Raw genomic sequence first — 24,023 nt, forward strand, 5'->3', positions numbered from 1 at the left:
CATCGCCAAAAGCTGAACCCTTCAGCGCCGCCAACGCCGTCGCGGCCGGTATCGACTTTGCCGAACTGCAGGTCGGCGCCCAGGGTTTGTTCTGGAACGAGTACCGCCCGGAGGATGCCGCGTGCCGGATCTGGCACTGGCGCGATGGCGTGGCCCACTGCCTGACGCCAGCGCCGTTCAGCGTGCGCAGTCGGGTGTACGAATATGGCGGGGGCGCGTTTTGCCTGACCGGTGACGGCGTGGTGTTCGTCAATGAGGCCGATCAGCAACTGTATCGCCAATCGTTGCAAGGTGAGACGCCCGAGTTGCTGACGTCTGGCGTGTGTCGATACGGCGATCTGCAGTTCGCCAATGGCCAAGTGCTGGCGGTCGAGGAAAACCGCAATGAACACCGCCTGGTGGCGATCGACCTGGCGGATGGCACGCGGCATTTGCTGGCCGAAGGCGCGGACTTTTACGCCGCACCGACCTTGAGTCCCGACGGGCAACGACTGGCCTGGATCGAGTGGAGTCGCCCGGACCAGCCGTGGACCGCGACCCGCTTGATGGTCGCCCATCGCCAGGCTGATGGCAGCTACGCCAGCCCCTGCTGCGTGGCTGGCGACCAATCCCAGGAGTCGCTGCAACAACCGCGCTTCGACAGTAACGGCCACTTATACTGCCTGACCGATCGCGCTGGATACTGGCAGCCTTGGGTGGAATCGGCCGATGGCCTGAAGCCGTTGCCCAGCGCCGCCGCCGACCACGGCCCGGCGCCCTGGCAACTGGGCGGCTGCACCTGGCTGCCACTGGGCGAAGGCAGCTACCTGGCCAGCTGGACAGAAGGCGGTTTCGGCCGACTGGGGCTTTGCGCTACCGGGTGCGACGACTTTACCGGCGACTACAGTCGCTTCCGCCATCTTGCCCTGGATAAGCAGTTCATCTACTGCATCGCGGCGTCCCCCGTCAGTTCAGCGGCGGTGATCGCCATCGATCGCCAGACCCGCCAGGTGAAGGTCCTCGCAGGCGGCATTACACCGCTACCCGCCGAGCAAATCAGTCGCCCACAAACCCTGCGCTACCCAAGCGGCTCGAGTGAAGCCCACGGCTTTTTCTACCCGGCCATGACCAGCGACGCCAAGCCGCCACTGGTGGTGTTCATCCATGGCGGCCCGACTTCGGCGTGTAATCCGATGCTCGATCCGCGCATCCAGTACTGGGCACAGCGCGGTTTCGCCGTGGCCGATCTCAACTATCGCGGCAGCAGCGGTTACGGCCGTGCCTATCGCCAGGCCTTGCATTTACGCTGGGGTGAAGTGGATGTCGAAGACGCTTGCGCGGTGGTCAGCCATCTCGCTGATCGTGGCATGATCGACGGCGACAAAGCCTTCATTCGCGGCGGTAGCGCCGGAGGCTACACCGCGCTTTGCGCGCTGGCGTTCCACCAGGTGTTTCGTGCCGGCGCCAGTCTTTATGGGGTCAGCGACCCTGTGGCGCTGGGCCGGGCCACGCACAAGTTCGAAGGCGATTACCTGGACTGGCTGATCGGTGATCCGCAACAGGATGCCGAACGTTACGCCGCCCGCACGCCGTTACTGCATGCCAGCAACATTCACGTGCCGGTGATCTTCTTTCAAGGCGAGCTGGATGCCGTGGTGGTGCCGCAGCAGACCCGCGACATGGTCGAGGCCTTGCAGCACAACGGCATTCTGGTCGAAGCCCATTACTACGCGGATGAGCGCCACGGCTTTCGCAAAGCCGCCAACCAGGCCCACGCGCTGGAGCAGGAATGGTTGTTCTATCGACGGGTTATTGCGTCAGCAAATTGAATGGCTCAGCGCTTGGCGATGATGTACACCGCATGCACGATCCCGGGAATGTAGCCGCACAGCGTCAGCAGAATGTTCAGCCAGAACGCTCCGCCGAAGCCCACTTGCAGAAACACGCCCAGGGGTGGCAACAGAATGGCGATGATGATGCGGATAAAGTCCATGCGAGCAGCTCCTGATTGAAGGGGGCTCACGCGAGCCCATAACCAATCGACCTGTACCGTTGGTCAGGGTTCAGCCCGATTTGCCCGGCCAGTGTATCCAGGCCATGTTTCTGAACGACGCAGCTGCCACAAAAAAACGCCCCACGCCAAAAGAATCAGGCGTGGGGCGTGCGTTATACCGCGAGACGGTTCGGGAATTCTTGGGGCCTGCCTAGACGGCGATCCCTTTGCGACATTGCAACTGCGCGGTGCGCACGCGGGAGAAAGCGCGGGCCAGGCGCAGCAGCATTTCATCGATGTTGGCTTTGCTCACCGTCAGCGCCGGGGTGAAACGCAGGCAATCGGCTTGCGGCGCATCGAGCAACAGCCCTTCGTACAGCGCGGCCTTGACCACGGCGTCGGCCGAGTCGTCGGACAGGGTGAGCCCCCAGAGCAGCCCTTGTCCGCGCAGTTCGCCGTGGCCATAACGTTGGGACAAGCGCTGCAGGCCTTCGCGCAGGTGCTGGGCCATTTCCCCGACATGCTCGAGAAAACCCTTGTCCTGCACACTGTCGAGCACCGCCAGGCCGGCCGCGGTCAGCAGCGCATTGCCATGATGGGTGCCACTCATTTCGCCCGCCTCGATGCAGCAGGCGTTGCCCCGCGCCAACAGCGCCGCCACCGGCACACCACCGCCAAGCCCTTTGCCGAGCACGACGATATCTGCGCGCACGCCGTAGGACTGTTCAGCCAGCAGGCTGCCACAGCGACCGACACCGGTTTGCACTTCGTCGAAGATCAGCAGGATGCCCAGCTCGCGACACAGGCGCTCGACCCCTTTGAGGTAATGCGCAGTGGCCGCAATCACCCCGGCTTCGCTCTGGATCGGCTCGAGCATGATCGCCACGGTCCGTTCATCCACCGCCGCGTGAAGCGCCGCGAGATCATTGAAGGGAACGCGGCTGAAGCCCGGAAGCTGCGGCTCGAAACGGTTGATCAGGGTCGAGCTGTCCGACGCCGAAATCGTCCCCAGGCTACGACCATGGCAAGCCTGGTTGGCCACGATGATCCGCGAAGCGCCGCCGCGGTGCCGCTGCCCCCATTTGCGCGCCAGCTTGATCGCCGCTTCGCACGCCTCGCTGCCGCTGTTGAGCAGGTACGCCTGATCGCTTCCAGTGTTGTCACACAGGCGCTGGGCGAGATTGAGCATGCCGCGGTTATGCAGACCGAAACCGGGATTGATCAGCGCTTGCGCCTGCGCGGTAATGGCACTGACCAGTGCCTTGGGGCTGTGGCCGAGGCTGTTGGCGCCGCCGCCCTGGGAGAAATCCAGGTACGCACGGTCCTCGCTGTCCCACAACCAGGAACCCTGGCCACGGACAAAAACCTGTTTGGGCCGATCGACACTGGGCATCAGGTACTCGCTGCAAAGATTGTCGTCCCTGGACGGGGCGCAATGGTCCGCCAGCAAATCATCGAGACTGGGCGATTGCCGACGCAGGCTGAACAGATTCATGAGTTCAACCCTCGCAGAAGGTTTTTTGCGTTACCTATGCAAATGCCATCGAAGCAAAGGATATTCATCGCGTTCCGGGGCCCTGTAAGCCTTGTGAATGCGGTTAGACTAGGCCCAGGCAAGGCGTTGAGCCATTTCGATTTAGCAGCATTTTTGATAAGCATTACTTATGGATTTCAAGCAACTGCGTTATTTCGTCGCTGTGTATGAAGAGGGCCATGTCGGCCGGGCTGCCGAGCGCCTGTCGATTTCACAGCCGGCGCTGTCCCAACAGATCCGCCACCTCGAACAATCCCTGGATGTGAGCCTGTTCGAACGCAGCAGCAAACGCCTGTTGCCGACCCTGGCGGCCCATACGCTGTACAACCATGCCCTGCCCTTGCTCGATGGCTTGCAACGGGCACGGGAAGCACTGGGCAACTTCAAGGGGCATGCGCTGCGCACCCTGGCCATAGGTGTGCTGCAAACCGTCCACACCAGCCTGGTGCCACAAATGCTCGAGCGGGTGCGCAAGGCGCAGCCCCATCTGGTGGTGCAGATCTATGAACTGACCGGGCTGGAAATCGAGCGACGACTGCTCAATGGCTCCCTGGACATCGGCATCGGCTACTTGCCGCCTCGCCAGCCGGGATTGCACGGGGTGATGTTGTACGAAGATGAACTGACGCTGGTCATCCCGGCCGACCATCCTTTGCGCGAATTCAAGAAAGTCTCCATGAGCCAGGCCGCCGAATTGCCGATGCTGCTGCTGGGCGAAGAATTTCAGATACGGCAGATCTGGCAGGCGCAACTGGCCAGCCTGGGACGACGCCCGCAGGTACAGGCCGAGCTGAACAACATGGCCGGCATTCTCGACAGCCTGCCGCACACGCGGTTGGCGACGGTGCTGCCCGGACGCTCGCAGAAAACCCACGGCAACCGGCAATTGTTGTGGAAACCCCTGAGCGAGCCGCGGGTGCCGCTGAAAGTCGGGTTGGTCTGTCGCGATGTGCAACGGCAACAGGCCTCGCTGGCCTTGCTGCGCACGTTACTGGAGGAGGTGATCAATCGGCCGGATGAGCGTTTGAACAGCCCGTCGATACTGGATGACCTGGGCTAAACACTTTTCTCAAGGCCAAAGAAAACCCCGCCGAAGCGGGGCTTTGCAGACTGTTTCCCTGACATCCTTTTCACTCCGCCGTCCTGGCAGAATCCTACGTGTCCGTGTTGTTACTTTGCGCTTCCTGCGCTACGTCCATGAGAAGTAGATTAGCTGTGGATCCAATTTCCGACTATGGGAGAACAGCAGCACGTCATGTAAGAGAATGCTTACATTAGGTTACATCATCAGAATTGCCCGGCATCCAGCAGGAACAACGATTCGCTACCGGCCTTCACCGACGCGCTCAACGAGTGAATACGCGGCAGCAAGCGGGCGAAATAGAAGCGTGCGGTGCCCAGTTTGCTGGCGTAGAAATCGTCCTGGGTTTCTTTGCCCAGGGCGGCCTTGGCCATCAACGCCCACATGTAGGCATAGGCCACGTAACCGAAAGTCTGCAAGTACTCGACCGACGCCGCGCCGATTTCATTCGGGTTGTTCTTCGCCCGATCCAGCAGCCACGAGGTCAGTTCGTCGAGGGTGGTCACCGCATCGTTCAGTGGCTTGGTGAATTCCGCCAGGTCCGCACTGGCGGTGGCGGTGAAGTGACGAATCTCGTCGCCGAACAGGTTGTAGAACGCACCGCCCGTGCCGACGATCTTGCGCCCGACCAGGTCCAGCGCCTGGATGCCGTTGGTGCCTTCGTAGATCTGGGTGATGCGTACATCGCGCACCAGTTGCTCCTGGCCCCACTCGCGGATGTAACCGTGGCCGCCGAACACCTGCTGGCCGTGAACCGTGGTCTCCAGACCGAGATCGGTGAGGAACGCCTTGGCCACCGGGGTCAGCAAGGCCACCAGGTCTTCCGCGCGTTTGCGGGTGGTGGCGTCTTCGCTGAACTTGGCGGTGTCCAGTTGCATGGCCACGTAAGTCGAGAAGGCGCGGCCGCCTTCGTTCGCGGCTTTCATGGTCAGCAGCATGCGACGCACGTCCGGGTGGACGATGATCGGATCAGCCACTTTGTCCTTGTTCTGCGCGCCGGTTGGCGAACGGCTCTGCAGACGATCACGGGCGTACTCGACGGCGTTCTGGTACGAGCGCTCGCCGGTGGCCAGGCCCTGGATGCCGACGCCCAAACGCTCGTAGTTCATCATGGTGAACATCGCCGCCAGGCCCTTGTTCGGCTCGCCGACCAGGTAACCCACGGCTTCGTCGAAGTTCATCACGCAGGTCGCGGAGGCCTGGATGCCCATCTTGTGTTCGATCGAGCCGCAGTTGGCCGGATTGCGCGCGCCCAGGCTGCCGTCGGCATTGACCATGAACTTGGGCACCAGGAACAGCGAAATGCCTTTCGGTCCGGCCGGTGCGTCCGGCAGTTTGGCCAACACCAGGTGGATGATGTTTTCGGTCAGGTCGTGTTCGCCGCCGGTGATGAAGATCTTGGTGCCGCTGACCTTGTAGGAACCGTCGGCCTGAGGCTCGGCCTTGGTGCGGATGATCCCAAGATCAGTGCCGGCATGCGGTTCGGTCAGGCACATGGAACCGGCCCAGACGCCGGCGTACATGTTCGGCAGGTAGGCGGCCTTCAGCTCTTCACTGGCGTGGGCGTTGATCGACAGGCAGGCACCCGCAGTCAGCATCGGGTACAGACCGAACGACAGGCTGGCCGAGTTGACCATTTCTTCGACCTGGGCCGAAACGGCCTTGGGCATGCCCATGCCGCCGTAGGTCGGATCGCCACCGACACCGACCCAACCGCCTTCAGCGTAGGTCTGGTAAGCCTGTGGGAAACCTGCCGGCGTGGTGACGGCACCGTCCGCCCAGTGGCAACCTTCTTCGTCAGCGGCACGGCTCAGGGGTGCGATGCTTTTGCTGGTGACCTTGCCGGCTTCTTCGAGAATGGCTTCGACCGTCTGCGCATCAACGGTCTCGGCCAGCGCTGGCAGCTCGGCCCAGAGTTTGGCGACCTCGAATACTTCATTGAGGACGAAGCGCATATCGCGCAGGGGCGCTTTGTAGTCAGCCATGACAAACCTCGCAAGATCTAAACAGGTGAATCGTAGGAGTTGTGTTTTTCGTTGGTTCCGAGTGTAACCCAACAACTTTTGCGACACATAGGGTCGATCTATGACCGTTTTGTAATGTTTAGTCACCGACTATTCAGTCATAAAAAAGCCCGCAATTCAGCGGGCTTTCCTTTGTGATTCATTTTAAAAGATTAAAGCGCGAATATTTCCGCTGGCAGCTTCATCAGGCAATCACTGCCTGCCTCGATGGCTGCCCGATGAGCGGCAGTACGCGGCAGCAATCGCTTGAAGTAAAACTCGTTGGTGGCGAGCTTGCCCTGGCAATAATCGGCATCACCGCTGCCCGAATCCAGCTGCGCCTGAGCCACCAGCGCCATGCGCAGCCACAAGTAGCCGAGGATGATGTATCCGCTGTACATCAGGTAATCCACCGACGCGGCGCCGACTTCATCCGGGTTTTTCATCGCGGCCATGCCGACCTGGGTGGTCAGTTCGCCCCACTGCTGATTGAGCGCGTTGAGTTGCGCCACATAACCGGCCAACTGCTGATGCCCGGCGTTCGCCGCACAGAACTTGTGGACGATCTTGGTGAAGCCGCGCAGCAGCTTGCCCTGGCTGCCGAGGACTTTACGCCCGAGCAGGTCCAGCGCCTGGATGCCGTTGGTGCCTTCATAGATCGGCGCGATGCGGCAGTCACGAACCAGCTGTTCCATGCCCCATTCACGAATGAAGCCATGACCACCGAACACCTGCATGCCATGGTTGGTCACCTCCAGCCCGGTCTCGGTCATGAAGGCTTTGCAGATCGGTGTCAGGAAGGCCAACAGGTCTTCGGCGTCCTGGCGCGCCGTTGCATCCGCGCTCAGGTGCGCCACGTCGAGCAATTGCGCAGTGAAGTAAGTCAGTGCCCGGTTGCCTTCGTTGAAGGCTTTCATGGTCAGCAACATCCGGCGCACGTCCGGATGCACGATGATCGGGTCAGCGGCTTTTTCCGGAGCCTTGGGGCCCGTCAGCGCGCGCATCTGCAAACGGTCGTTGGCGTATTTGATCGCGCCCTGGAAACTCGCTTCGCCCAGACACAAACCCTGCATGCCAGTGCCCAGCCGCGCGTGGTTCATCATGGTGAACATGCAGTTGAGGCCCTTGTTCGCTTCCCCGATCAAAAAGCCCTTGGCCCCGTCGAAGTTCAGCACGCAGGTGGCCGAGGCCTTGATCCCCATCTTGTGCTCGATGGAGCCGCAGGAAACGCCATTGCGTTCGCCCGCTTCACCCTCGGCATCGGGCAGGAACTTGGGCACGATGAACAGCGAGATGCCTTTGGTCCCGGCCGGCGCATCCGGCAGTTTCGCCAGGACCAGGTGAATGATGTTGGCGCTCATGTCGTGCTCGCCGGCGGAGATGAAGATCTTGCTGCCGGAGATCGCGTAGCTGCCGTCGGCTTGAGGCACGGCGCGGGTCTTGATGATGCCCAGGTCAGTGCCGCAATGGGCCTCGGTCAGGCACATGGTGCCGGTCCATTGGCCGGCGGTGAGTTTGCTCAGGTAGGTGTGTTTCTGCTCTTGCGTGCCATGGGCGTGGATCGCCGACATGGCGCCGTGCGTCAGGCCGGGGTACATGCCCCAGGACGTGTTGCTGGAACCGACCATTTCGCTGATGACCAGCCCCAGTGAACTGGGCAGCCCCTGGCCGCCATACGCCGGATCAGCCGCCAGGCCATGCCAGCCACCCTCGACGTATTGGGCGAAAGCCTGCTTGAAACCTGCGGGCGTGGTGACCACGCCGTTGTCGAAATGGCAGCCCTCTTCGTCGCCGCTACGGTTGAGCGGCGCCAGCACGTTTTCACAGAACCGTGCGCCCTCTTCGAGGATCGCATTGATCATGTCCGGGCTGGCATCGCTGGCGCCGAGGGCGGCGTAGTTGCTGTGAAAATCGAAAACGTGGTCGATCAGAAAGCGCATATCGCGCAAGGGGGCCTTGTAGTCGGGCATGGTCATTTCTCCGGCAGCAGATGAATGCAACCTACTGCCGCCGACCCGCCCTTCACAATCACAGTCCAGACGCTGAATGCGCCGTCATCACTCAACCGTAGCGGCGTCCATGCGCACCGCGCCCCGCCGGCTCTGCCCGAACGCCATCACGCAGTTACGCCCGGCGCCCTTGGCGCTGTAGAGCGCCTCGTCCGCGGACTTGAGCACTTTCTCGGGGGTGCGTTGCTCCACGCGTTCGGCAACGCCGATACTCACCGTCACCGACACGCTCGAGGCACTGGCGCCCGCGCGACGCTGCCGGCCCTGATTGTCATCCTGTGGACGGCTGTCCTGATTGCGCAGATGAATGTTGTAGGTGGCGATGGACTCGCGAATGACCTCCAGGTGCGGCATGCACTCTTCGAGGGTCTTGCCTGCAAACACCAGGGCGAATTCTTCACCGCCATAGCGATAGGCCTTACCGCCCCCGCCGATTTTCGACAACTTGCTGGCGACCAGTCTCAACACCTGGTCCCCCACGTCGTGCCCGTGGGTGTCGTTGAATTTCTTGAAGTGGTCGACGTCACTCATGGCCAGCACATAGTTGCGCCCCAGGCGCTGCATGCGCTCATTCAACGCCCGGCGCCCCGGCAGCCCGGTGAGTTCGTCACGGAAGGCCATCTGATAGGCCTCATGGGCCACGGCGGCGGCGATCATCAGCATCACCTGGCTGCACATGATGTTCAGCGTAAAGGGCAGGATGAAGGTTTTCGGCAACATCCAGAATAGCCCGAGCAACCCCACCAGCTGGGCGGCATGCAGGGGCCTTGGGTGACGCCAGTACTGCCAGGCCAGCAGCAGGAACACGGCGATGAACACAGGATAGGACAGCTGGATCAGGCTCATCCAGGCGCCGTGCAAGACAGGCCAGCGAATCTCCGCCAGCCACGCCAGCAGCGTCTGCGGATAACTTTGCTCAAGGGCCAGGGCCACGCTACCCACGGCCAGCAACACGGCGAAACGGGCGACCATGTCCTGGAACAGATGAGTACGCTCCTGCCACGCGGCGAACACGCCGAACAGCAACGGCAACAGCAGGCAACACAAATGAAAAACCACCGCGGCGTCCTCACGCACCTTGCCGTGGTCGCGGTAGTAATCGGTCTGGGTGTCGAGCAGGAAGTAGGCGATGTACACCGTGACCATCAGGAACAGTTCACGCTGGCGTCGATAGACTGCGCAGTAGGCACCGCCAAGCAACAGCACCAGGGTGGGAAGCACCTGGAACAGCGACGTGAAGAAGACGTTCAGGTCCTTGATATAGGCAGCCGCGAGCCCCGCCAGCAACAGCAGCAATGAAGGCAAAAAGTGACTTACACGCATAGGGGAAGAACGCGGCAAAGGTATGGCTCCGACCCGTCATATCAGTGATGGCAATGTGCCCATAACTGTAACGGCAGGAACCCGGACTTGCTTAGCCCATTACCGAGGTATTTTCATGACAGTGCCTGCGCAGGCACAAAAAAGCCGCTGCTCCGGAAGGAACAGCGGCTTTTCAAGAAGCGCGTTAGGACTTAGTAGCCCAGCGCGAAATCTTCTTCTTTCATGTCCATCAGGTTGTTGGCGCCCGACAGCATGGTTGCAACGTGAGAGCGGGTACGTGGCAGGATGCGCTGGAAGTAGAAGCGCGCGGTCTGCAGCTTGGCGGTGTAGAACGCCTCTTCGGATGTGCCGGCAGCCAGTTTCTCGGCAGCCAGGCGCGCCATGTCAGCCCAGAAGTAGGCCAGGCAGGCGTAACCGGAGTACATCAGGTAGTCCACGGAGGCCGCGCCGACTTCTTCGCGATCTTTCATGGCGGCCATGCCGACCTTCATGGTCAGCTCGCCCCATTCCTTGTTCAGTGCAGCCAGCGGTGCAACGAATTCCTTGACCGCTTCGTTGCCTTCGTTGGTCTGGCAGAACTTGTGGACGATCTTGGTGAAGCCTTTGAGGGCTTCGCCTTGGGTCATCAGCACTTTACGGCCCAGCAGGTCGAGTGCCTGGATACCGGTGGTGCCTTCGTACAGCATCGAAATACGGCTGTCGCGAACGTTCTGTTCCATGCCCCACTCGGCGATGAAGCCGTGGCCGCCGTAGATCTGCACGCCGTGGTTGGCGGATTCGAAACCGACTTCGGTCATGAAGGCCTTGGCAATTGGCGTCATGAACGCCAGCAGTGCGTCGGCTTTTTTCTTCTCTTCCTCGTCCACGCCGTACTTGACGATGTCGACTTGCTTGGCGGTGAAGTAGACCATCGCGCGGTTGCCTTCGGCGAACGCTTTCATGGTCAGCAGCATGCGACGCACATCCGGGTGCACGATGATCGGGTCAGCGGCTTTGTCCGGCGCTTTCGGGCCAGTCAGCGAACGCATTTGCAGGCGATCACGAGCGTATTTCAGGCCGCCCTGGAAGCCGATTTCGGCGTGGGCCAGGCCTTGCAGGGCGGTACCCAGGCGTGCGGTGTTCATGAAGGTGAACATGCAGTTCAGGCCTTTGTTCGCCGGGCCGATCAGGTAACCGGTGGCCGCGTCGAAGTTCATCACGCAGGTGGCGTTGCCGTGGATGCCCATCTTGTGTTCCAGGGAACCACAGGACACGGCGTTACGCGCGCCAACCGAACCATCGGCGTTCGGCATGAACTTCGGCACGATGAACAGCGAGATGCCTTTGGTGCCAGCCGGTGCATCCGGCAGGCGGGCCAGCACGATGTGGACGATGTTGTCGGCCATGTCGTGTTCACCGGCCGAGATGAAGATCTTGGTGCCGGAGACTTTGTAGGAACCGTCGGCCTGAGGCTCGGCCTTGGTGCGCAGCATGCCCAGGTCGGTGCCGCAGTGCGGTTCGGTCAGGCACATGGTGCCGGTCCATTCGCCGGACACCAGCTTGGTCAGGTATGCCTCTTGTTGCTCAGGCGTGCCGTGCTCGGAAATGGTGTTCATCGCGCCATGGGACAGGCCCGGGTACATGCCCCACGACCAGTTGGCTTCGCCGACCATTTCGCTGACCGCCAGACCCAGGGACTCCGGCAGGCCCTGGCCGCCGTGCTCCACGTCGTGGGCCAGGCTTGGCCAGCCGCCTTCGACGAATTGCTTGTAGGCCTCTTTGAAGCCAGTCGGGGTCTTAACACCGGACTCGCTCCAGGTGCAGCCTTCGATGTCGCCCACACGGTTCAGCGGAGCCAGCACCTGCTCACAAAACTTGGCGCCTTCTTCAAGAATGGCGCTAACCATGTCTGGAGTTGCGTCTGCACAAGCCGGAAGGCTCTGATAGTGCGCCTCGTAGCCGAGCAGTTCGTCACGAACGAAGCGAATATCACGCAAGGGGGCCTTGTAGTCAGGCATAGCGATAAACCTCTGCTGATGTAACCGGGAATGAGCGACCGTTGTCGAAACGATCAAACAGTTGTTTGAAACATACGTTTACGCCCAAATCTTGTCAAGCACCGATCTTTTGCCATTCGTCATCCGACGACCAATTAGCGCGCACGCGGGCCTGACGCTGTTGGCCTGAGCAACGCGCAGCGTGAGAAAGATAGTGGATAGCAGGACTCACGCTGAAAGCGTACCCGTCAGACGGTGCGCTTTCAGCGTGAGTTCAGGCGTAGGTGTCGATCAGGGTGCCAAGCATTTCGTCGGAAGCCTTGGCGACTTTGGCGCCCAGCTCCACCTGAAACCTGCCTTCGGCCATGGCGATATTGCTGCTCACGAGGTCAGACTGCTGACTGCGGTCGACTGAACGCAGGCGATCGGCCTGAGCTTCGGAAGATTGGCTGGTCAACGAACGCTCGATCGTTGTATTGGCGATTTGTCCGGCGGCTTGATCGACACGGTTCTGCCCCGCCTGGACAGTGCTCAGGCCAGCATAAAAAGCGGTATTACCCGAAATTTCCATGGAAGAACTCGTCCTTGCAAAGAGTCGTCAATACCCATTGAAGCAGACATACCGGAAAATGGCCCGTCAAAAACACCAATAGCACAGTGCCTCCATCGCCAATACCTTAGTCCAGCAGGTCCAGTTGCAGGTGCTCCGCCACCGCCTCGGCCGTGACCATCTTGAGTTTCGGCACCCGTCCCAGGCACGGCGCCGGGAGGCGTTCGGCGAGGGTTGCGAGGTTTTCTTCCAGGCGTGCGGTCTTCGGATCAATGATGTTCGCCACCCATCCCGCCAGCTGCAGGCCATCCCGGGCAATCGCCTCGGCCGTCAGCAACGCGTGGTTGATGCAGCCTAGGCGTATACCGACCACGAGGATAACCGGCAGGTTGAGCGCCATTGCCAGGTCCGACAGGTTGTCCTGGTCCGCCAATGGCACGCGCCAGCCGCCAGCGCCCTCGATCAGGGTGAAATCGGCCTGCATGTCGAGAATCTCGCGCATCGGCGTCAACAGCGATTGCACGGTCAACGCGATGCCGGCCTCGCGCGCGGCCAGGTGCGGCGCAATCGCCGGCTCCAGCGCCAGCGGATTGACCTGAGCGTAGGTCAGGGGCAGCGAACACTCCGCCAGCAGCGCCAGCGCGTCGGCATTGCGCAGGCCCTTGGGCGTCACCGTGCAGCCAGAGGCCACCGGCTTGCCCGCGGCCGTGCTTAACCCGGCTGATCGCGCGGCATACAGCAGGCCGGCGGCAATCGTGGTCTTGCCGACATCGGTGTCGGTACCGGTGACGAAATACGCGGAGCTCATAAGGGTTTCTCCAAAACGGCATACACCACTTGATAAGTCGCCGGCAGGCCCTGGGCCTGACGAAACTGCTCATAAGCCTCGACCAGGCCGAGAATCCGCGCCCGACCGGTCAAGCCCCCCGGTCGCCCGGGGTTCAGGTTGTGCGCCCCCAAGGCCTTGAGCTCATGGGTCAGGCTGCGCACGTCCGGGTAATGCAGCACATGCGCCTGGTTTTCCAGGCTGATCGCCCGCAAACCGCTGGCCGCGCACAGCTGCTGATAAACGCCAAACTCGCGGAAGCGGTTGACGTGCACCATGCCATCCACCTGACGCCAGCTGTCACGCAGTTCGAACAACGTGCCCACACATAGACTAGCAAATGCGAAAACGCCCCCGGGTTTCAGTACTCGATGGGCCTCGCTGAGTACCGAAGTGAAGTCCGCGCACCACTGCACCGCCAGGCTGGAGAAAATCAGGTCGCACGTTGCATCGCGCAACGGCATGCGCTCGGCGTCGCCGGCGATGAAGTGCGTGGCGCCGCCCAAGGGCCGGGCGTGGTTGAGCATGCCTTCGGCGATGTCCAGCGCCACACCTTGGCTGACGGGAAACCGCTCACCCAGCGCACGACTGAAATGGCCGGTGCCGCACCCAAGGTCGAGCCAGCGCTGCGGCACGAACGCCTGGGGCAAACGGTTGAGCAACTGACTGCCGACATCACGTTGCAACTCAGCCACGCTGTCGTAGCTCGACGCCGCACGGGAAAACGACGCGGCTACCTGGCGCTTGTCGGGCAAAGCGCCGGGCAATTGGGGAAAAGATAAATCAGTCATCGCCGCACTCATGCAAAAAGGTCTGGATCGCCCCCGCCACACCGTGGGGATTTTCCAGGAGGAACGCGTGGCCGGCCTGTTCGATCAGACCGATTTCAACATCCGGCAGCAGCGCCAGTAACGCCTCGGCGGCTTCGGCCGGCACCAGCCCGTCGAGGCCGGCATACAGATGCAATTGCAGACCGCGGAACGTCTGCAGGGCCTGGCGGGTGTCCAGTTGCGCAAGCAACTCCAGGCCACTCATCAGCACCGCCGGCGAGGAGTGTGGCGCGCCCCCGAGCAACAGCCTCGACAAGCCGCGCGGGTCTTCGGCACCTTGGGCACAGAGCAGTGAAAAGCGCTTCAACGTCGTGCGCGGATCGGTAGCGCAACCCGCCAGGAAGGCATCGAAGGTTTCCCCGGGCATTGCGGTTGGCCATTGTTCATGGCTGACAAAACAAGGGTTGCTCGCCAGGGTCAGCAGGCCACAGCAACGGTCGCCACGACGCGCCGCCAACTCGGACGCAAGCATGCCTCCCAGCGACCATCCACCTAGCCAGGCGTCCTGTGGCACGCTGGCGTCGAGTTCATCGAGCCAATGTTCGAGATGGCTCGAGTCGAGCTCTGGCAGCGGCTCGATTTCCACGCGCAGATGTTCGTCCAGCCCCTGCAAGGCAGCGGCCAATGGCTCCAGCGGCGAAATCCCGAGACCCCAGCCGGGCAGCAGAATCAGTCGATCACGCATGGCCAGGCTCCGGTCCCAGTCGTTCATGACAATCGGCCAGTCCCTCTAACAATAGCTGCACTTGCGCCTCGCTATGGGAAGCGGTCAGGGTCACGCGCAGTCGGGCGCTGCCAGCCGGCACGGTTGGCGGGCGGATGGCGCTTACCATCAATCCGCGTTCGCGCAGCATCTGCGACAAACGCACCGCGCGCCCGGCGTCACCGATCATGATCGGCTGGATCGGCGTGAAGCTGTCCATCAGCTCCAGGCCGATCTGCTCGGCGCCTTGGCGGAACTGGCGAATCAGCGCCTGCAAATGCTCGCGACGCCAATGCTCGCTGCGCAGCAGTTCCAGGCTTTTGAGGGTCGCGCAGGCCAGGGCCGGGGGTTGGCTGGTGGTGTAGATGTAGGGGCGGGCGAACTGGATCAGGCTCTCGATCAACTCTTCGCTGCCGGCGACAAAAGCACCCGCCGTTCCGAACGCCTTGCCGAGCGTGCCGACCAATACCGGCACGTCTTCCTGGCTCAGGCCGAAATGCTCGACGCTGCCGCCACCCTGGGCCCCCAGGGGACCGAAACCGTGCGCGTCATCGACCATCAGCCATGCACCCTTGGCCCTGGTTTCCCGGGCCAGCGCTGGCAGATCGGCAATGTCGCCGTCCATGCTGAACACGCCGTCGGTGACGACCAGCGTATTGCCGGTGGCTTTTTCCAGGCGCTTGGCCAGGCTCGTGGAGTCGTTGTGCAGATAGCGATTGAAACGTGCGCCAGACAACAGCCCCGCATCCAGCAACGAAGCGTGATTGAGCCGGTCTTCGAGCACCGTATCGCCCTGCCCCACCAGCGCCGTGACCGCACCGAGGTTGGCCATGTAGCCGGTGGTGAACAGCAGGGCACGCGGGCGACCGGTGAGGTCGGCCAAGGCTTCTTCCAGGGCGTGATGCGGGGTGCTGTGGCCGATGACCAGATGCGAAGCCCCGCCACCCACGCCCCACTTCGCAGCCCCGGCGCGCCAGGCTTCGATCACTTGCGGGTGATTGGCCAGGCCCAGGTAATCGTTGTTACAGAACGCCAGCAACGGCTGGCCGTCGACCACTACTTGCGGGCCCTGCGGGCTTTGCAGCAATGGACGTTGGCGGTAGAGGTTTTCAGCACGACGGGCAGCCAGGCGTGCGGCGAGATCGAAAGACATGCAGGCCTCGGTGTCAGATCGCAGAGTGCAAAAGTTGCACGATCCCCTGTGGGAGCCAGCCTGCTGGCGATGACGGACTGTCACTCAACATTGACGTCGATTGACCTGACACCATCGCCAGCAGGCTGGCTCCCACAGGTTTTGCATTTCTTCAGAAGGATCGGAGGTCAAACAGCCGCGTTATAGAACTGCTCGCTGCTCTTCTGCTCCACCAACGCCTGTTCGATGGCGGCCTGATGCACTTCGTCGGCGTGTTCTTCGCGGGCTTCCGGCAGGATCCCCAAACGCCCGAACAGTTGCATGTCCTTGTCGGCCTGTGGGTTGGCAGTGGTCAACAGTTTTTCGCCGTAGAAAATCGAGTTGGCGCCGGCAAAGAACGCCAGGGCCTGCATCTGCTCGTTCATGGCTTCGCGGCCAGCGGACAGGCGCACGTGGGATTTTGGCATCAGGATCCGCGCGACCGCGAGCATGCGGATGAAGTCGAACGGATCGACGTCGTCGGCATTTTCCAGCGGCGTACCGGCGACTTTCACCAGCATGTTGATCGGCACAGACTCCGGATGCTCCGGCAGGTTGGCCAGCTGGATCAGCAGGTTGGCGCGGTCATCGAGGGACTCGCCCATGCCGAGGATGCCGCCGGAGCAGATCTTCATCCCCGACTCACGTACGTAGGCCAGGGTTTGCAGGCGCTCGCTGTAGGTACGGGTGGTGATGATGCTGCCGTAGAACTCCGGCGAGGTGTCGAGGTTGTGGTTGTAGTAATCGAGGCCGGCCTTGGCCAGCGCTTCGGTCTGGTCCTGATCGAGGCGACCGAGGGTCATGCAGGTTTCCAGACCAAGGGCTTTGACGCCTTCGACCATTTTCAGCACGTAAGGCATGTCTTTGGCCGATGGATGTTTCCACGCCGCGCCCATGCAGAAACGGGTCGAACCGATGGCCTTGGCACGCGCAGCCTCTTCGAGGACCTTCTGCACTTCCATCAGCTTTTCTTTTTCCAGGCCGGTGTTGTAGTGACCGGACTGCGGACAATATTTGCAATCTTCCGGGCAGGCACCGGTCTTGATCGACAGCAGGGTCGATACCTGGACGCGGTTGGCGTCGAAATGCGCGCGGTGCACCGTCTGCGCCTGGAACAACAGGTCATTGAATGGCTGAACGAAGAGTGCTTTGACTTCGGCCAAAGACCAGTCATGACGCAAAGTTGCAGAGGTGCTGGCGCTCATGGGCGATTCCTTTGTTTTATGCTTTGGCAGGCGACCGGGAAAGGGAATTTCCACCGGCGCATCACAGGTGTTTCGGCATATTTAAGGAAGAGCCATGAGCTGTCAACCACGATACGACAAGCAGGTTTACATCTGGTTAAAAAACAAACAGCACTGTTTGCTGTGTGATGAAGCGGCTGATGGCTCCACGCCCATTTGCATGGCTTGCGAAACCGAACTGCCCTGGCTCGGCGAGCACTGCCAAACCTGCGCCCTGCCCTTGCCCGCTGCCGGCCTGACGTGCGGCCAGTGCCTCAAGCAGCCTCCGGCGTTTGAACGAGTGGTTGCGCCCTGGACTTACAACTTCCCGATCGACAGCCTGATCACCCGCTTCAAGCACAGCGCGCAATGGCCGTTGGGCCACCTGCTCGGCGAACTTCTCGCTCAATCCCTGCAACATCGCTTCGACGATGACTTGCCGCGACCCGATGCGCTGGTCCCCGTGCCGATGGCTGCCCGGCGCCTGCGCCAACGAGGCTTCAATCAGGCTGCAATGCTGGCGCGTTGGCTCAGCGAACGCCTCGATGTGCCTTCCGATGAACGGTTGCTATCGAGAACCCAAGACACCAACGCCCAACAAGACCTCAACGCCGCGGCCCGCAAAAAGAACTTGCAACACGCCTTCGCCCTGGCACCCGACGTATCGGTGAAGAGTCGCCATCTGGCGCTGGTGGACGACGTACTGACCACGGGTGCCACCGCGCAAGCACTGGCTTGCCTGCTGATGGACGCAGGCGCCACACGGGTCGACGTCTATTGCCTGGCACGTACACCCAAACCTGGCGAGTCGCCGTGACTTGACTCCCGGGCCCCGAGCCGCCAACGTCCTCTCCATCGTCATTGCCCAAAGCGTCTTGCCATGTCCTTGCCTACGCTGTTGTCCCAGCACATTGTCCGCCGACCGCAACGCATTGCCCTGCTGCAACACATCGCCGAGCAGGGCTCGATCACCCGCGCGGCGAAAAGCGCGGGCCTGAGCTACAAGGCCGCCTGGGATGCCATCGATGAACTCAACAACCTTGCGCAGAAACCGTTGGTGGAGCGCAGTGTCGGCGGCAAAGGCGGTGGCGGCGCGAAACTGTCCACCGAGGGCGAGCGTGTGCTACGCCTCTATCAAAAGCTGCAGGTGTTGCAGGCCCAGGTCCTGGAGGCTGCCGAAGACGCCAGCGACCTCGACTTGCTCGGTCGCCTGATGCTCAGGACCAGCGCACGCAACCAGTTGCACGGCAAGGTGGTGGCCATTGAAACCCAGGGCCACAACGACCGGGTCCGCCTTGAACTGGCCGAAGGCTTGAGCATCGCTGCGCAGATCACCCACGACAGCACCGTGCGCCTGGACCTGCAAACCGGCACCGAAGTGGTCGCCCTGATCAAGGCCGGTTGGCTCGATGTGCTGGGCAGCGGCGACGAGGCAACACCCGGACACAATTGCCTCGAAGGCGTCATCGAGGAAATCCTCGACGCCGAAGACGGCCCCTGCGAAGTGCGTATCGGCCTGCCCAACGGCCAGACGCTCTGCGCCCTGGCCGAGCCCTGGCATTTGCAATCGCGCAAGCTGACCAGCGGCAAACCGGTGCGCGCGCAGTTCTCCCCGTCCAACGTATTGCTCGGCACGCCGCTTTAAATACACCTGCAACAAAAGCGTCATCGTCCGCCATTAAGGTGACTGCAAAAATCGCAGGGAGCCTGATGTGAGCCTATTAGAAGACAACCAACCCACCGACCTCGAACAGATGGTCGGCCTCAGCCGCCGTGGCTTTATCAGCGCAGGCGCCTTGTGCGGTGCCGCCATGTTCCTCGGCGGCAACCTGCTGAGCCGCAGCGCACTGGCCGCCAGTGTCAGCGCCGGCACCAGCCGGTTGCTGGGTTTCGAGAGCATCCCCGCCGCGACCAGCGACGCGATCAGCCTGCCACCCGGCTACAAGTCTTCGGTACTGATCAGCTGGGGTCAGCCCCTGCAGAACAACGGCCCGGCCTTCGACGCGAGTGGCAACGGCAGCGCCGAGCATCAGGAAGTCCAGTTCGGCGACAACAACGACGGCATGAGCCTGTTCGCCTTCCCCGATGACAACAACCGGGCGCTGATGGCGATCAACAACGAATACACCAACTACCGCTACCTCTACCCCCATGGGGGCATGCCGCAGTCGGCGCAGGAAGTGCACAAGGCCCTGGCCTGCGAAGGCGTGTCGGTGATCGAGGTGCAGCGCAAGGGCGGTCATTGGCAGTTCGTCCAGGGCTCGCCCTACAACCGGCGCATCCACGGCAATTCGCCGATCAGCCTGAGCGGCCCGGCTGCCGGTCACGCACTGCTGAAAACCAGTGCCGATGCGCAAGGCAAGACCGTCCTCGGCACGTTCCAGAACTGCGCCAACGGCAAGACGCCGTGGGGCACCTACCTGACCTGTGAAGAGAACTTCACCGATTGCTTTGGCAGTACCAATGCCGAGCTGAAGTTCGACGCCGCGCAGAAACGCTACGGCGTGGTGGCGACCAGCAAAGACATCAACTGGCATCAACACGATCCGCGCTTCGACCTGGCGAACAATCCCAACGAACTCAACCGCCACGGCTGGGTGGTCGAGATCGACCCGTTCGACCCGAAATCGACCCCGGTCAAGCGCACCGCACTGGGCCGTTTCAAACACGAAAACGCCGCCCTGGCTGAAACCAAAGACGGCCACGCCGTGGTGTACATGGGCGACGACGAGCGCGGCGAGTTCATCTACAAGTTCGTCAGCCGCGACAAGATCAACCACAAGAACCCCAAGGCCAACCGCGACCTGCTGGACCACGGCACCCTGTACGTGGCCCGTTTCGATGCAGGCGACGGCAATGCCGATCACCCCAAAGGCCAGGGTGAATGGATCGAACTGACCCACGGCAAAAACGGCATCGACGCCAGCAGCGGTTTTGCCGACCAAGGCGAGGTGTTGATTCATGCCCGTCTGGCGGCCAGCGTGGTGAAAGCCACGCGCATGGACCGTCCGGAATGGATCGTCGTCAGCCCCACGGACGGTCAGGTTTACTGCACCCTGACCAACAACGCCAAACGCGGCGAAGAGGGGCAATCGGTGGGCGGGCCGAACCCGCGCGAAAAGAATGTCTACGGGCAGATCCTGCGCTGGCGCACCGACCGCGATGACCACGCCTCGAACACCTTTGCCTGGGATCTGTTCGTGGTCGCCGGCAACCCGCAAGTGCATGCCGGCACGCCGAAGGGCGGTTCGTCGAACATCACCCCGCAGAACATGTTCAACAGCCCGGATGGGTTGGCGTTCGATAAGGCCGGTCGGCTGTGGATACAAACCGATGGCGATTCGAGCAATGCCGGTGATTTCGCCGGCATGGGCAACAACCAGATGCTCTGCGCCGACCCTGCGACCGGGGAAATTCGTCGGTTCATGGTCGGGCCGATTGGCTGCGAAGTGACTGGCATCAGTTTTTCGCCGGACCAGAAGACGTTGTTTGTCGGGATCCAGCATCCGGGGGAGAACGGTGGTTCAACCTTCCCTGAGCACCTGCCAAACGGCAAGCCGCGGTCTTCGGTGATGGTGATTACCCGGGAGGATGGCGGGATAGTCGGCGCCTGACAGGGCCTCTTCGCTGGCAAGCCAGCTACAAAGTCATGCGCGATTTCAAAAATGGCGCATGACCTGTAGGAGCTGGCTTGCCAGCGAAGGCGTCAGCACAGTCACAACCTATCCATGTCTGTCTGCGCTACCATGCCTGGCCGGACGCAGCAGCCTGCTGCGCGCAGGAGTCAGCATGGCCCACCCGTTTGAAACGCTCACCCCAGACCTCGTGCTCGATGCCGTCGAAAGCATCGGTTTTCTCAGCGATGCTCGCATTCTGGCGCTCAACAGCTACGAAAACCGTGTCTACCAGGTCGGCATCGAAGACGCCGAGCCGCTGATCGCCAAGTTCTACCGCCCGCAGCGCTGGACCAACGAAGCGATCCTTGAAGAACACCAGTTCACCTTTGAACTCGCCGGGGTCGACGTGCCGGTCGTCGCGCCGATGATCCACAACGGTGAAACCCTGCACGAACACAATGGCTTCCGTTTCACCCTGTTCCCCCGCCGCGGCGGCCGCGCGCCGGAACCCGGCAACCTCGATCAGCTGTATCGCCTGGGACAACTGCTCGGCCGCCTGCATGCGGTGGGCTCGACCAAGCCGTTCGAGCACCGTGAGGCGCTGGCGGTGAAAAACTTCGGCCATGACTCGCTGACGACCTTGCTCGAAGGCAATTTCATCCCCCGCAGCCTGCTGCCGGCCTACGAGTCCGTGGCCCGCGATCTGCTCAAGCGTGTGGAAGATGCCTACAGCAATACGCCGCACCAGAACATCCGCATGCACGGCGACTGCCACCCCGGCAACATGATGTGCCGCGACGAGATGTTCCACATCGTCGACCTGGACGACTGCCGCATGGGACCGGCGGTGCAGGACATCTGGATGATGCTGGCCGGCGATCGTCAGGACTGCCTGGGTCAGTTGTCAGAACTGATGGACGGCTACAACGAATTCCACGACTTCAATCCCCGGGAACTGGCGCTGATCGAACCCCTGCGCGCATTGCGCCTCATGCACTACAGCGCCTGGCTCGCACGGCGTTGGGACGACCCGGCGTTTCCGCGCAGTTTTCCGTGGTTTGGCACGGAGCGGTATTGGGGAGATCAGGTGTTGGCGTTACGCGAGCAGCTGGCGGCGCTCAATGAAGAGCCACTGAAACTCTTCTGAGAAACACAAATTCACTGTGGGAGCGGGCTTGCTCGCGAATGCGGTGTGTCAGTCGACATCAAGTTTGCTGACACTGTGCATTCGCGAGCAAGCCCGCTCCCACATTTATTCTGTGTTCACAATTGCCCAACCTATTCAGGCAGGACATTCGTAGACAAATCTCCTTACAATCCCCTCTTTGTTAGCTGCCTAAGCAAGGATTCTGCATGCAAGCCGCCAACCCGCGTCGCGGGTACATCCTGGGCCTGAGTGCCTACATCATCTGGGGACTTTTCCCGCTCTATTTCAAAGCCATCGCCAGCGTGCCCGCCGTGGAAATCATCATCCATCGCGTGCTCTGGTCGGCGCTGTTCGGTGCCTTGCTGCTGATGGTCTGGAAACACCCGGGCTGGTGGCGCGAGCTGCGGGAGAATCCGCGCCGGCTGGCGATCCTGGCCCTGAGCGGCACGCTGATCGCCGCCAACTGGCTCACCTATGTGTGGTCGGTGAACAACGGGCGCATGCTGGAGGCCAGCCTCGGCTACTACATCAACCCCTTGGTGAACGTACTGTTGGGGATGCTGATCCTCGGCGAACGGCTGCGCCGCATGCAATGGATTGCTGTGGGACTGGCGGCGGTTGGCGTGGCGCAACAGGTCTGGCAAGTCGGCAGCCTGCCCTGGGTGTCGCTGGTGCTGGCATTGACCTTCGGTTTCTATGGGCTGATTCGCAAGCAGGCGCCGGTCAAGGCGCTCCCGGGGTTGGTGGTCGAAACCTGGATGCTGGTGCCGATCGCGCTGGCCTGGTTGTTGCTCAATCCAACCGCCAGCAGCGCCCAGGCTGAATTCTGGACCACCTCCGAAGCCTGGTGGCTGGTGGCTGCCGGCCCGGTGACGCTGGTGCCGTTGGTCTGTTTCAACGCCGCCGCGCGGCATCTGCCCTACACGACACTTGGATTCCTCCAATACCTGGCGCCGACCCTGGTGCTGCTGCAAGCCGTCCTGCTGTTTGGCGAGCACTTGTCGTCCAGTACGCTGGTGGCGTTCATCTTCATCTGGACCGGCCTGGCGGTTTACAGCATCGATGCCTGGTTCAGCCTGCGTCGGCGCAGCTGATCAAAAAACGCACAAACCTCTGCAGGCCACGTTCTCCGTGGCCTGCACCGATCCTTCCCAAGGTTATCCACAGCGTGATCCCCGCCGTTTGTGCGCAAGTCACTGAAACTGCTGGTTTTTTGATCAATCTTTGATAAGCCACGTCCGGCGTGGCCTGGCGGGCTGTCTCTACAGGTTATCCACAGGCAGGTGCACGTTTAATCTGGATAACCCGATCAAGGTTCACTGCGCAGGACCAATTCCACCATCAGATCGTCCGCCAGGGTTTCCAGGCGCGATTGCAGCACGTCCAGGGACAGCGTCAACGGCACCGCCAGTATCGCTTCGGCGTGGAATAGCGGCTCGCTGCTCATGGGCGCCGGACGTACTTCGGTCACCAGTCGTTCCAGGTTGACCCCCTGTTCACTGAGCAAGCGCGTGATGTCGCGCACGATCCCCGGCCGGTCATTGCCCACCAGTTCCATGGCGATCGGTTTCCAGGTGCACGACTGTTCGATGCCGCTTTCGGCGATCAATACGCGAATGCCGTGGGCCGACAGCCCTTGCAAGGCATCGACCAGTGAATCGTAGGCTTCCGCAGGCACCCCGACCCGAAGAATCCCGGCGAATTGCCCAGCCATGCGTGACATGCGGCTTTCCAGCCAGTTGCCGCCCTGCTCGGCGATGCATTGGGCAATGCGCTCGACCTGCCCAGGCTTGTCCGGTGCAAAAACAGTGAGTACGAGGTGGTCCATGGCGCAGCCCTCTTTTGTTATTGAAAGAGAAGTATAGGCAAGGGTGGTTGCTGTGCTGAATCGACTGACGCCATCGCCTGCAGGAGCTGGCTTGCCAGCGAAGCGATGCACCACCGATCTGAGCGAACAATAAATCGTGTACAACTTTTTATATTTAACTGGAACAATCTCATGGTTTTTTGAGAACATCCCGATCCGCGACGTGACTGCAATGCGTCATGGGGTCGCAG

General features: G+C 61.6%; 20 protein-coding genes. 7 read left to right on the top strand and 13 right to left on the bottom strand.

Going from position 1 to position 24,023, the window contains the following annotated elements:
* Positions 1-1,808 (top strand): S9 family peptidase (locus tag NPS56_RS16205; protein ID WP_274075524.1); only part of this gene is annotated, 1,808 nt, incomplete at its 5' end.
* Between the two features lie 5 nt (positions 1,809-1,813).
* Here the strand turns inward: NPS56_RS16205 and NPS56_RS16210 are convergent.
* Both NPS56_RS16210 and NPS56_RS16215 read right to left on the bottom strand, forming a co-directional pair.
* Positions 1,814-1,972: a YqaE/Pmp3 family membrane protein gene (locus NPS56_RS16210; RefSeq protein WP_003228885.1), complete on the bottom strand. Its 159-nt coding sequence runs from the start codon at positions 1,970-1,972 to the stop codon at positions 1,814-1,816.
* Between the two features lie 211 nt (positions 1,973-2,183).
* Complete coding sequence (locus tag NPS56_RS16215) at positions 2,184-3,467, bottom strand: aspartate aminotransferase family protein (RefSeq protein WP_274075525.1); 1,284 nt, start codon at positions 3,465-3,467, stop codon at positions 2,184-2,186.
* A 169-nt stretch (positions 3,468-3,636) separates the two neighbouring features.
* On the opposite strand from NPS56_RS16215, the gene NPS56_RS16220 reads away from it, so the two are divergent.
* Complete coding sequence (locus tag NPS56_RS16220) at positions 3,637-4,566, top strand: LysR family transcriptional regulator (protein ID WP_274075526.1); 930 nt, start codon at positions 3,637-3,639, stop codon at positions 4,564-4,566.
* 227 nt (positions 4,567-4,793) lie between these two features.
* Here the strand turns inward: NPS56_RS16220 and NPS56_RS16225 are convergent, their stop codons facing one another.
* The 10 genes from NPS56_RS16225 to bioB form a co-directional block, all read right to left on the bottom strand.
* The gene (locus NPS56_RS16225; RefSeq protein ID WP_274075527.1) at positions 4,794-6,572 is read right to left on the bottom strand and encodes an acyl-CoA dehydrogenase C-terminal domain-containing protein; all 1,779 of its coding nucleotides are present in this window, start codon (positions 6,570-6,572) and stop codon (positions 4,794-4,796) included.
* 191 nt (positions 6,573-6,763) lie between these two features.
* Positions 6,764-8,560, bottom strand: coding sequence for an acyl-CoA dehydrogenase C-terminal domain-containing protein (locus NPS56_RS16230; protein ID WP_274075528.1), 1,797 nt, complete (start codon positions 8,558-8,560; stop codon positions 6,764-6,766).
* Between the two features lie 87 nt (positions 8,561-8,647).
* Positions 8,648-9,940 (bottom strand): GGDEF domain-containing protein, encoded by a 1,293-nt coding sequence (locus NPS56_RS16235; RefSeq protein ID WP_274075529.1) that lies wholly within the window; start codon positions 9,938-9,940, stop codon positions 8,648-8,650.
* A gap of 173 nt (positions 9,941-10,113) precedes the next feature.
* A complete protein-coding gene (locus NPS56_RS16240) occupies positions 10,114-11,919 on the bottom strand; it encodes a phenylacyl-CoA dehydrogenase (protein WP_274075530.1) in 1,806 nt (601 codons plus the stop codon).
* Between the two features lie 253 nt (positions 11,920-12,172).
* On the bottom strand, positions 12,173-12,469 hold the full coding sequence (locus NPS56_RS16245; protein ID WP_274075531.1) for a pyrroloquinoline quinone biosynthesis protein PqqE: 297 nt from the start codon (positions 12,467-12,469) through the stop codon (positions 12,173-12,175).
* Between the two features lie 106 nt (positions 12,470-12,575).
* Positions 12,576-13,256 (bottom strand): dethiobiotin synthase, encoded by a 681-nt coding sequence (bioD, locus tag NPS56_RS16250; protein ID WP_274075532.1) that lies wholly within the window; start codon positions 13,254-13,256, stop codon positions 12,576-12,578.
* On the bottom strand, positions 13,253-14,065 hold the full coding sequence (bioC, locus tag NPS56_RS16255) for a malonyl-ACP O-methyltransferase BioC (RefSeq protein WP_274075533.1): 813 nt from the start codon (positions 14,063-14,065) through the stop codon (positions 13,253-13,255). The genes bioD and bioC overlap by 4 nt, the downstream gene beginning before the upstream one ends.
* Positions 14,058-14,789 carry an alpha/beta fold hydrolase gene (locus tag NPS56_RS16260; protein ID WP_274075534.1) on the bottom strand — a complete coding sequence of 244 codons (732 nt, stop codon included), beginning with the start codon at positions 14,787-14,789 and terminating at the stop codon, positions 14,058-14,060. The genes bioC and NPS56_RS16260 overlap by 8 nt, the downstream gene beginning before the upstream one ends.
* The gene (bioF, locus tag NPS56_RS16265) at positions 14,782-15,960 is read right to left on the bottom strand and encodes an 8-amino-7-oxononanoate synthase (RefSeq protein ID WP_274075535.1); all 1,179 of its coding nucleotides are present in this window, start codon (positions 15,958-15,960) and stop codon (positions 14,782-14,784) included. The genes NPS56_RS16260 and bioF overlap by 8 nt, the downstream gene beginning before the upstream one ends.
* Positions 15,961-16,127: 167 nt before the next feature.
* Positions 16,128-17,183 (bottom strand): biotin synthase BioB, encoded by a 1,056-nt coding sequence (gene bioB, locus NPS56_RS16270; RefSeq protein WP_020796035.1) that lies wholly within the window; start codon positions 17,181-17,183, stop codon positions 16,128-16,130.
* A gap of 94 nt (positions 17,184-17,277) precedes the next feature.
* Between bioB and NPS56_RS16275 the strand changes: the two genes are divergently transcribed.
* The 5 genes from NPS56_RS16275 (at position 17,278) to rarD (ending at position 23,059) form a co-directional block, all read left to right on the top strand.
* The gene (locus tag NPS56_RS16275; protein ID WP_274075536.1) at positions 17,278-18,018 is read left to right on the top strand and encodes a ComF family protein; all 741 of its coding nucleotides are present in this window, start codon (positions 17,278-17,280) and stop codon (positions 18,016-18,018) included.
* Between the two features lie 63 nt (positions 18,019-18,081).
* On the top strand, positions 18,082-18,846 hold the full coding sequence (locus NPS56_RS16280) for a TOBE domain-containing protein (protein ID WP_274075537.1): 765 nt from the start codon (positions 18,082-18,084) through the stop codon (positions 18,844-18,846).
* A 67-nt stretch (positions 18,847-18,913) separates the two neighbouring features.
* Complete coding sequence (locus NPS56_RS16285; protein ID WP_274075538.1) at positions 18,914-20,815, top strand: PhoX family protein; 1,902 nt, start codon at positions 18,914-18,916, stop codon at positions 20,813-20,815.
* A 175-nt stretch (positions 20,816-20,990) separates the two neighbouring features.
* Positions 20,991-21,965 (top strand): serine/threonine protein kinase, encoded by a 975-nt coding sequence (locus NPS56_RS16290; RefSeq protein ID WP_274075539.1) that lies wholly within the window; start codon positions 20,991-20,993, stop codon positions 21,963-21,965.
* A 206-nt stretch (positions 21,966-22,171) separates the two neighbouring features.
* Positions 22,172-23,059, top strand: a complete 888-nt coding sequence (gene rarD, locus NPS56_RS16295; protein WP_274075540.1) for an EamA family transporter RarD — start codon at positions 22,172-22,174, stop codon at positions 23,057-23,059.
* Between the two features lie 215 nt (positions 23,060-23,274).
* Here the strand turns inward: rarD and NPS56_RS16300 are convergent, their stop codons facing one another.
* Positions 23,275-23,793 (bottom strand): glycine cleavage system protein R, encoded by a 519-nt coding sequence (locus NPS56_RS16300; protein ID WP_274075541.1) that lies wholly within the window; start codon positions 23,791-23,793, stop codon positions 23,275-23,277.
* Positions 23,794-24,023: the final 230 nt, after the last annotated feature.

The sequence above is a fragment of the Pseudomonas putida genome (assembly GCF_028682635.1).
Taxonomy (GTDB): Bacteria; Pseudomonadota; Gammaproteobacteria; order Pseudomonadales; family Pseudomonadaceae; genus Aquipseudomonas; species Aquipseudomonas putida_AE.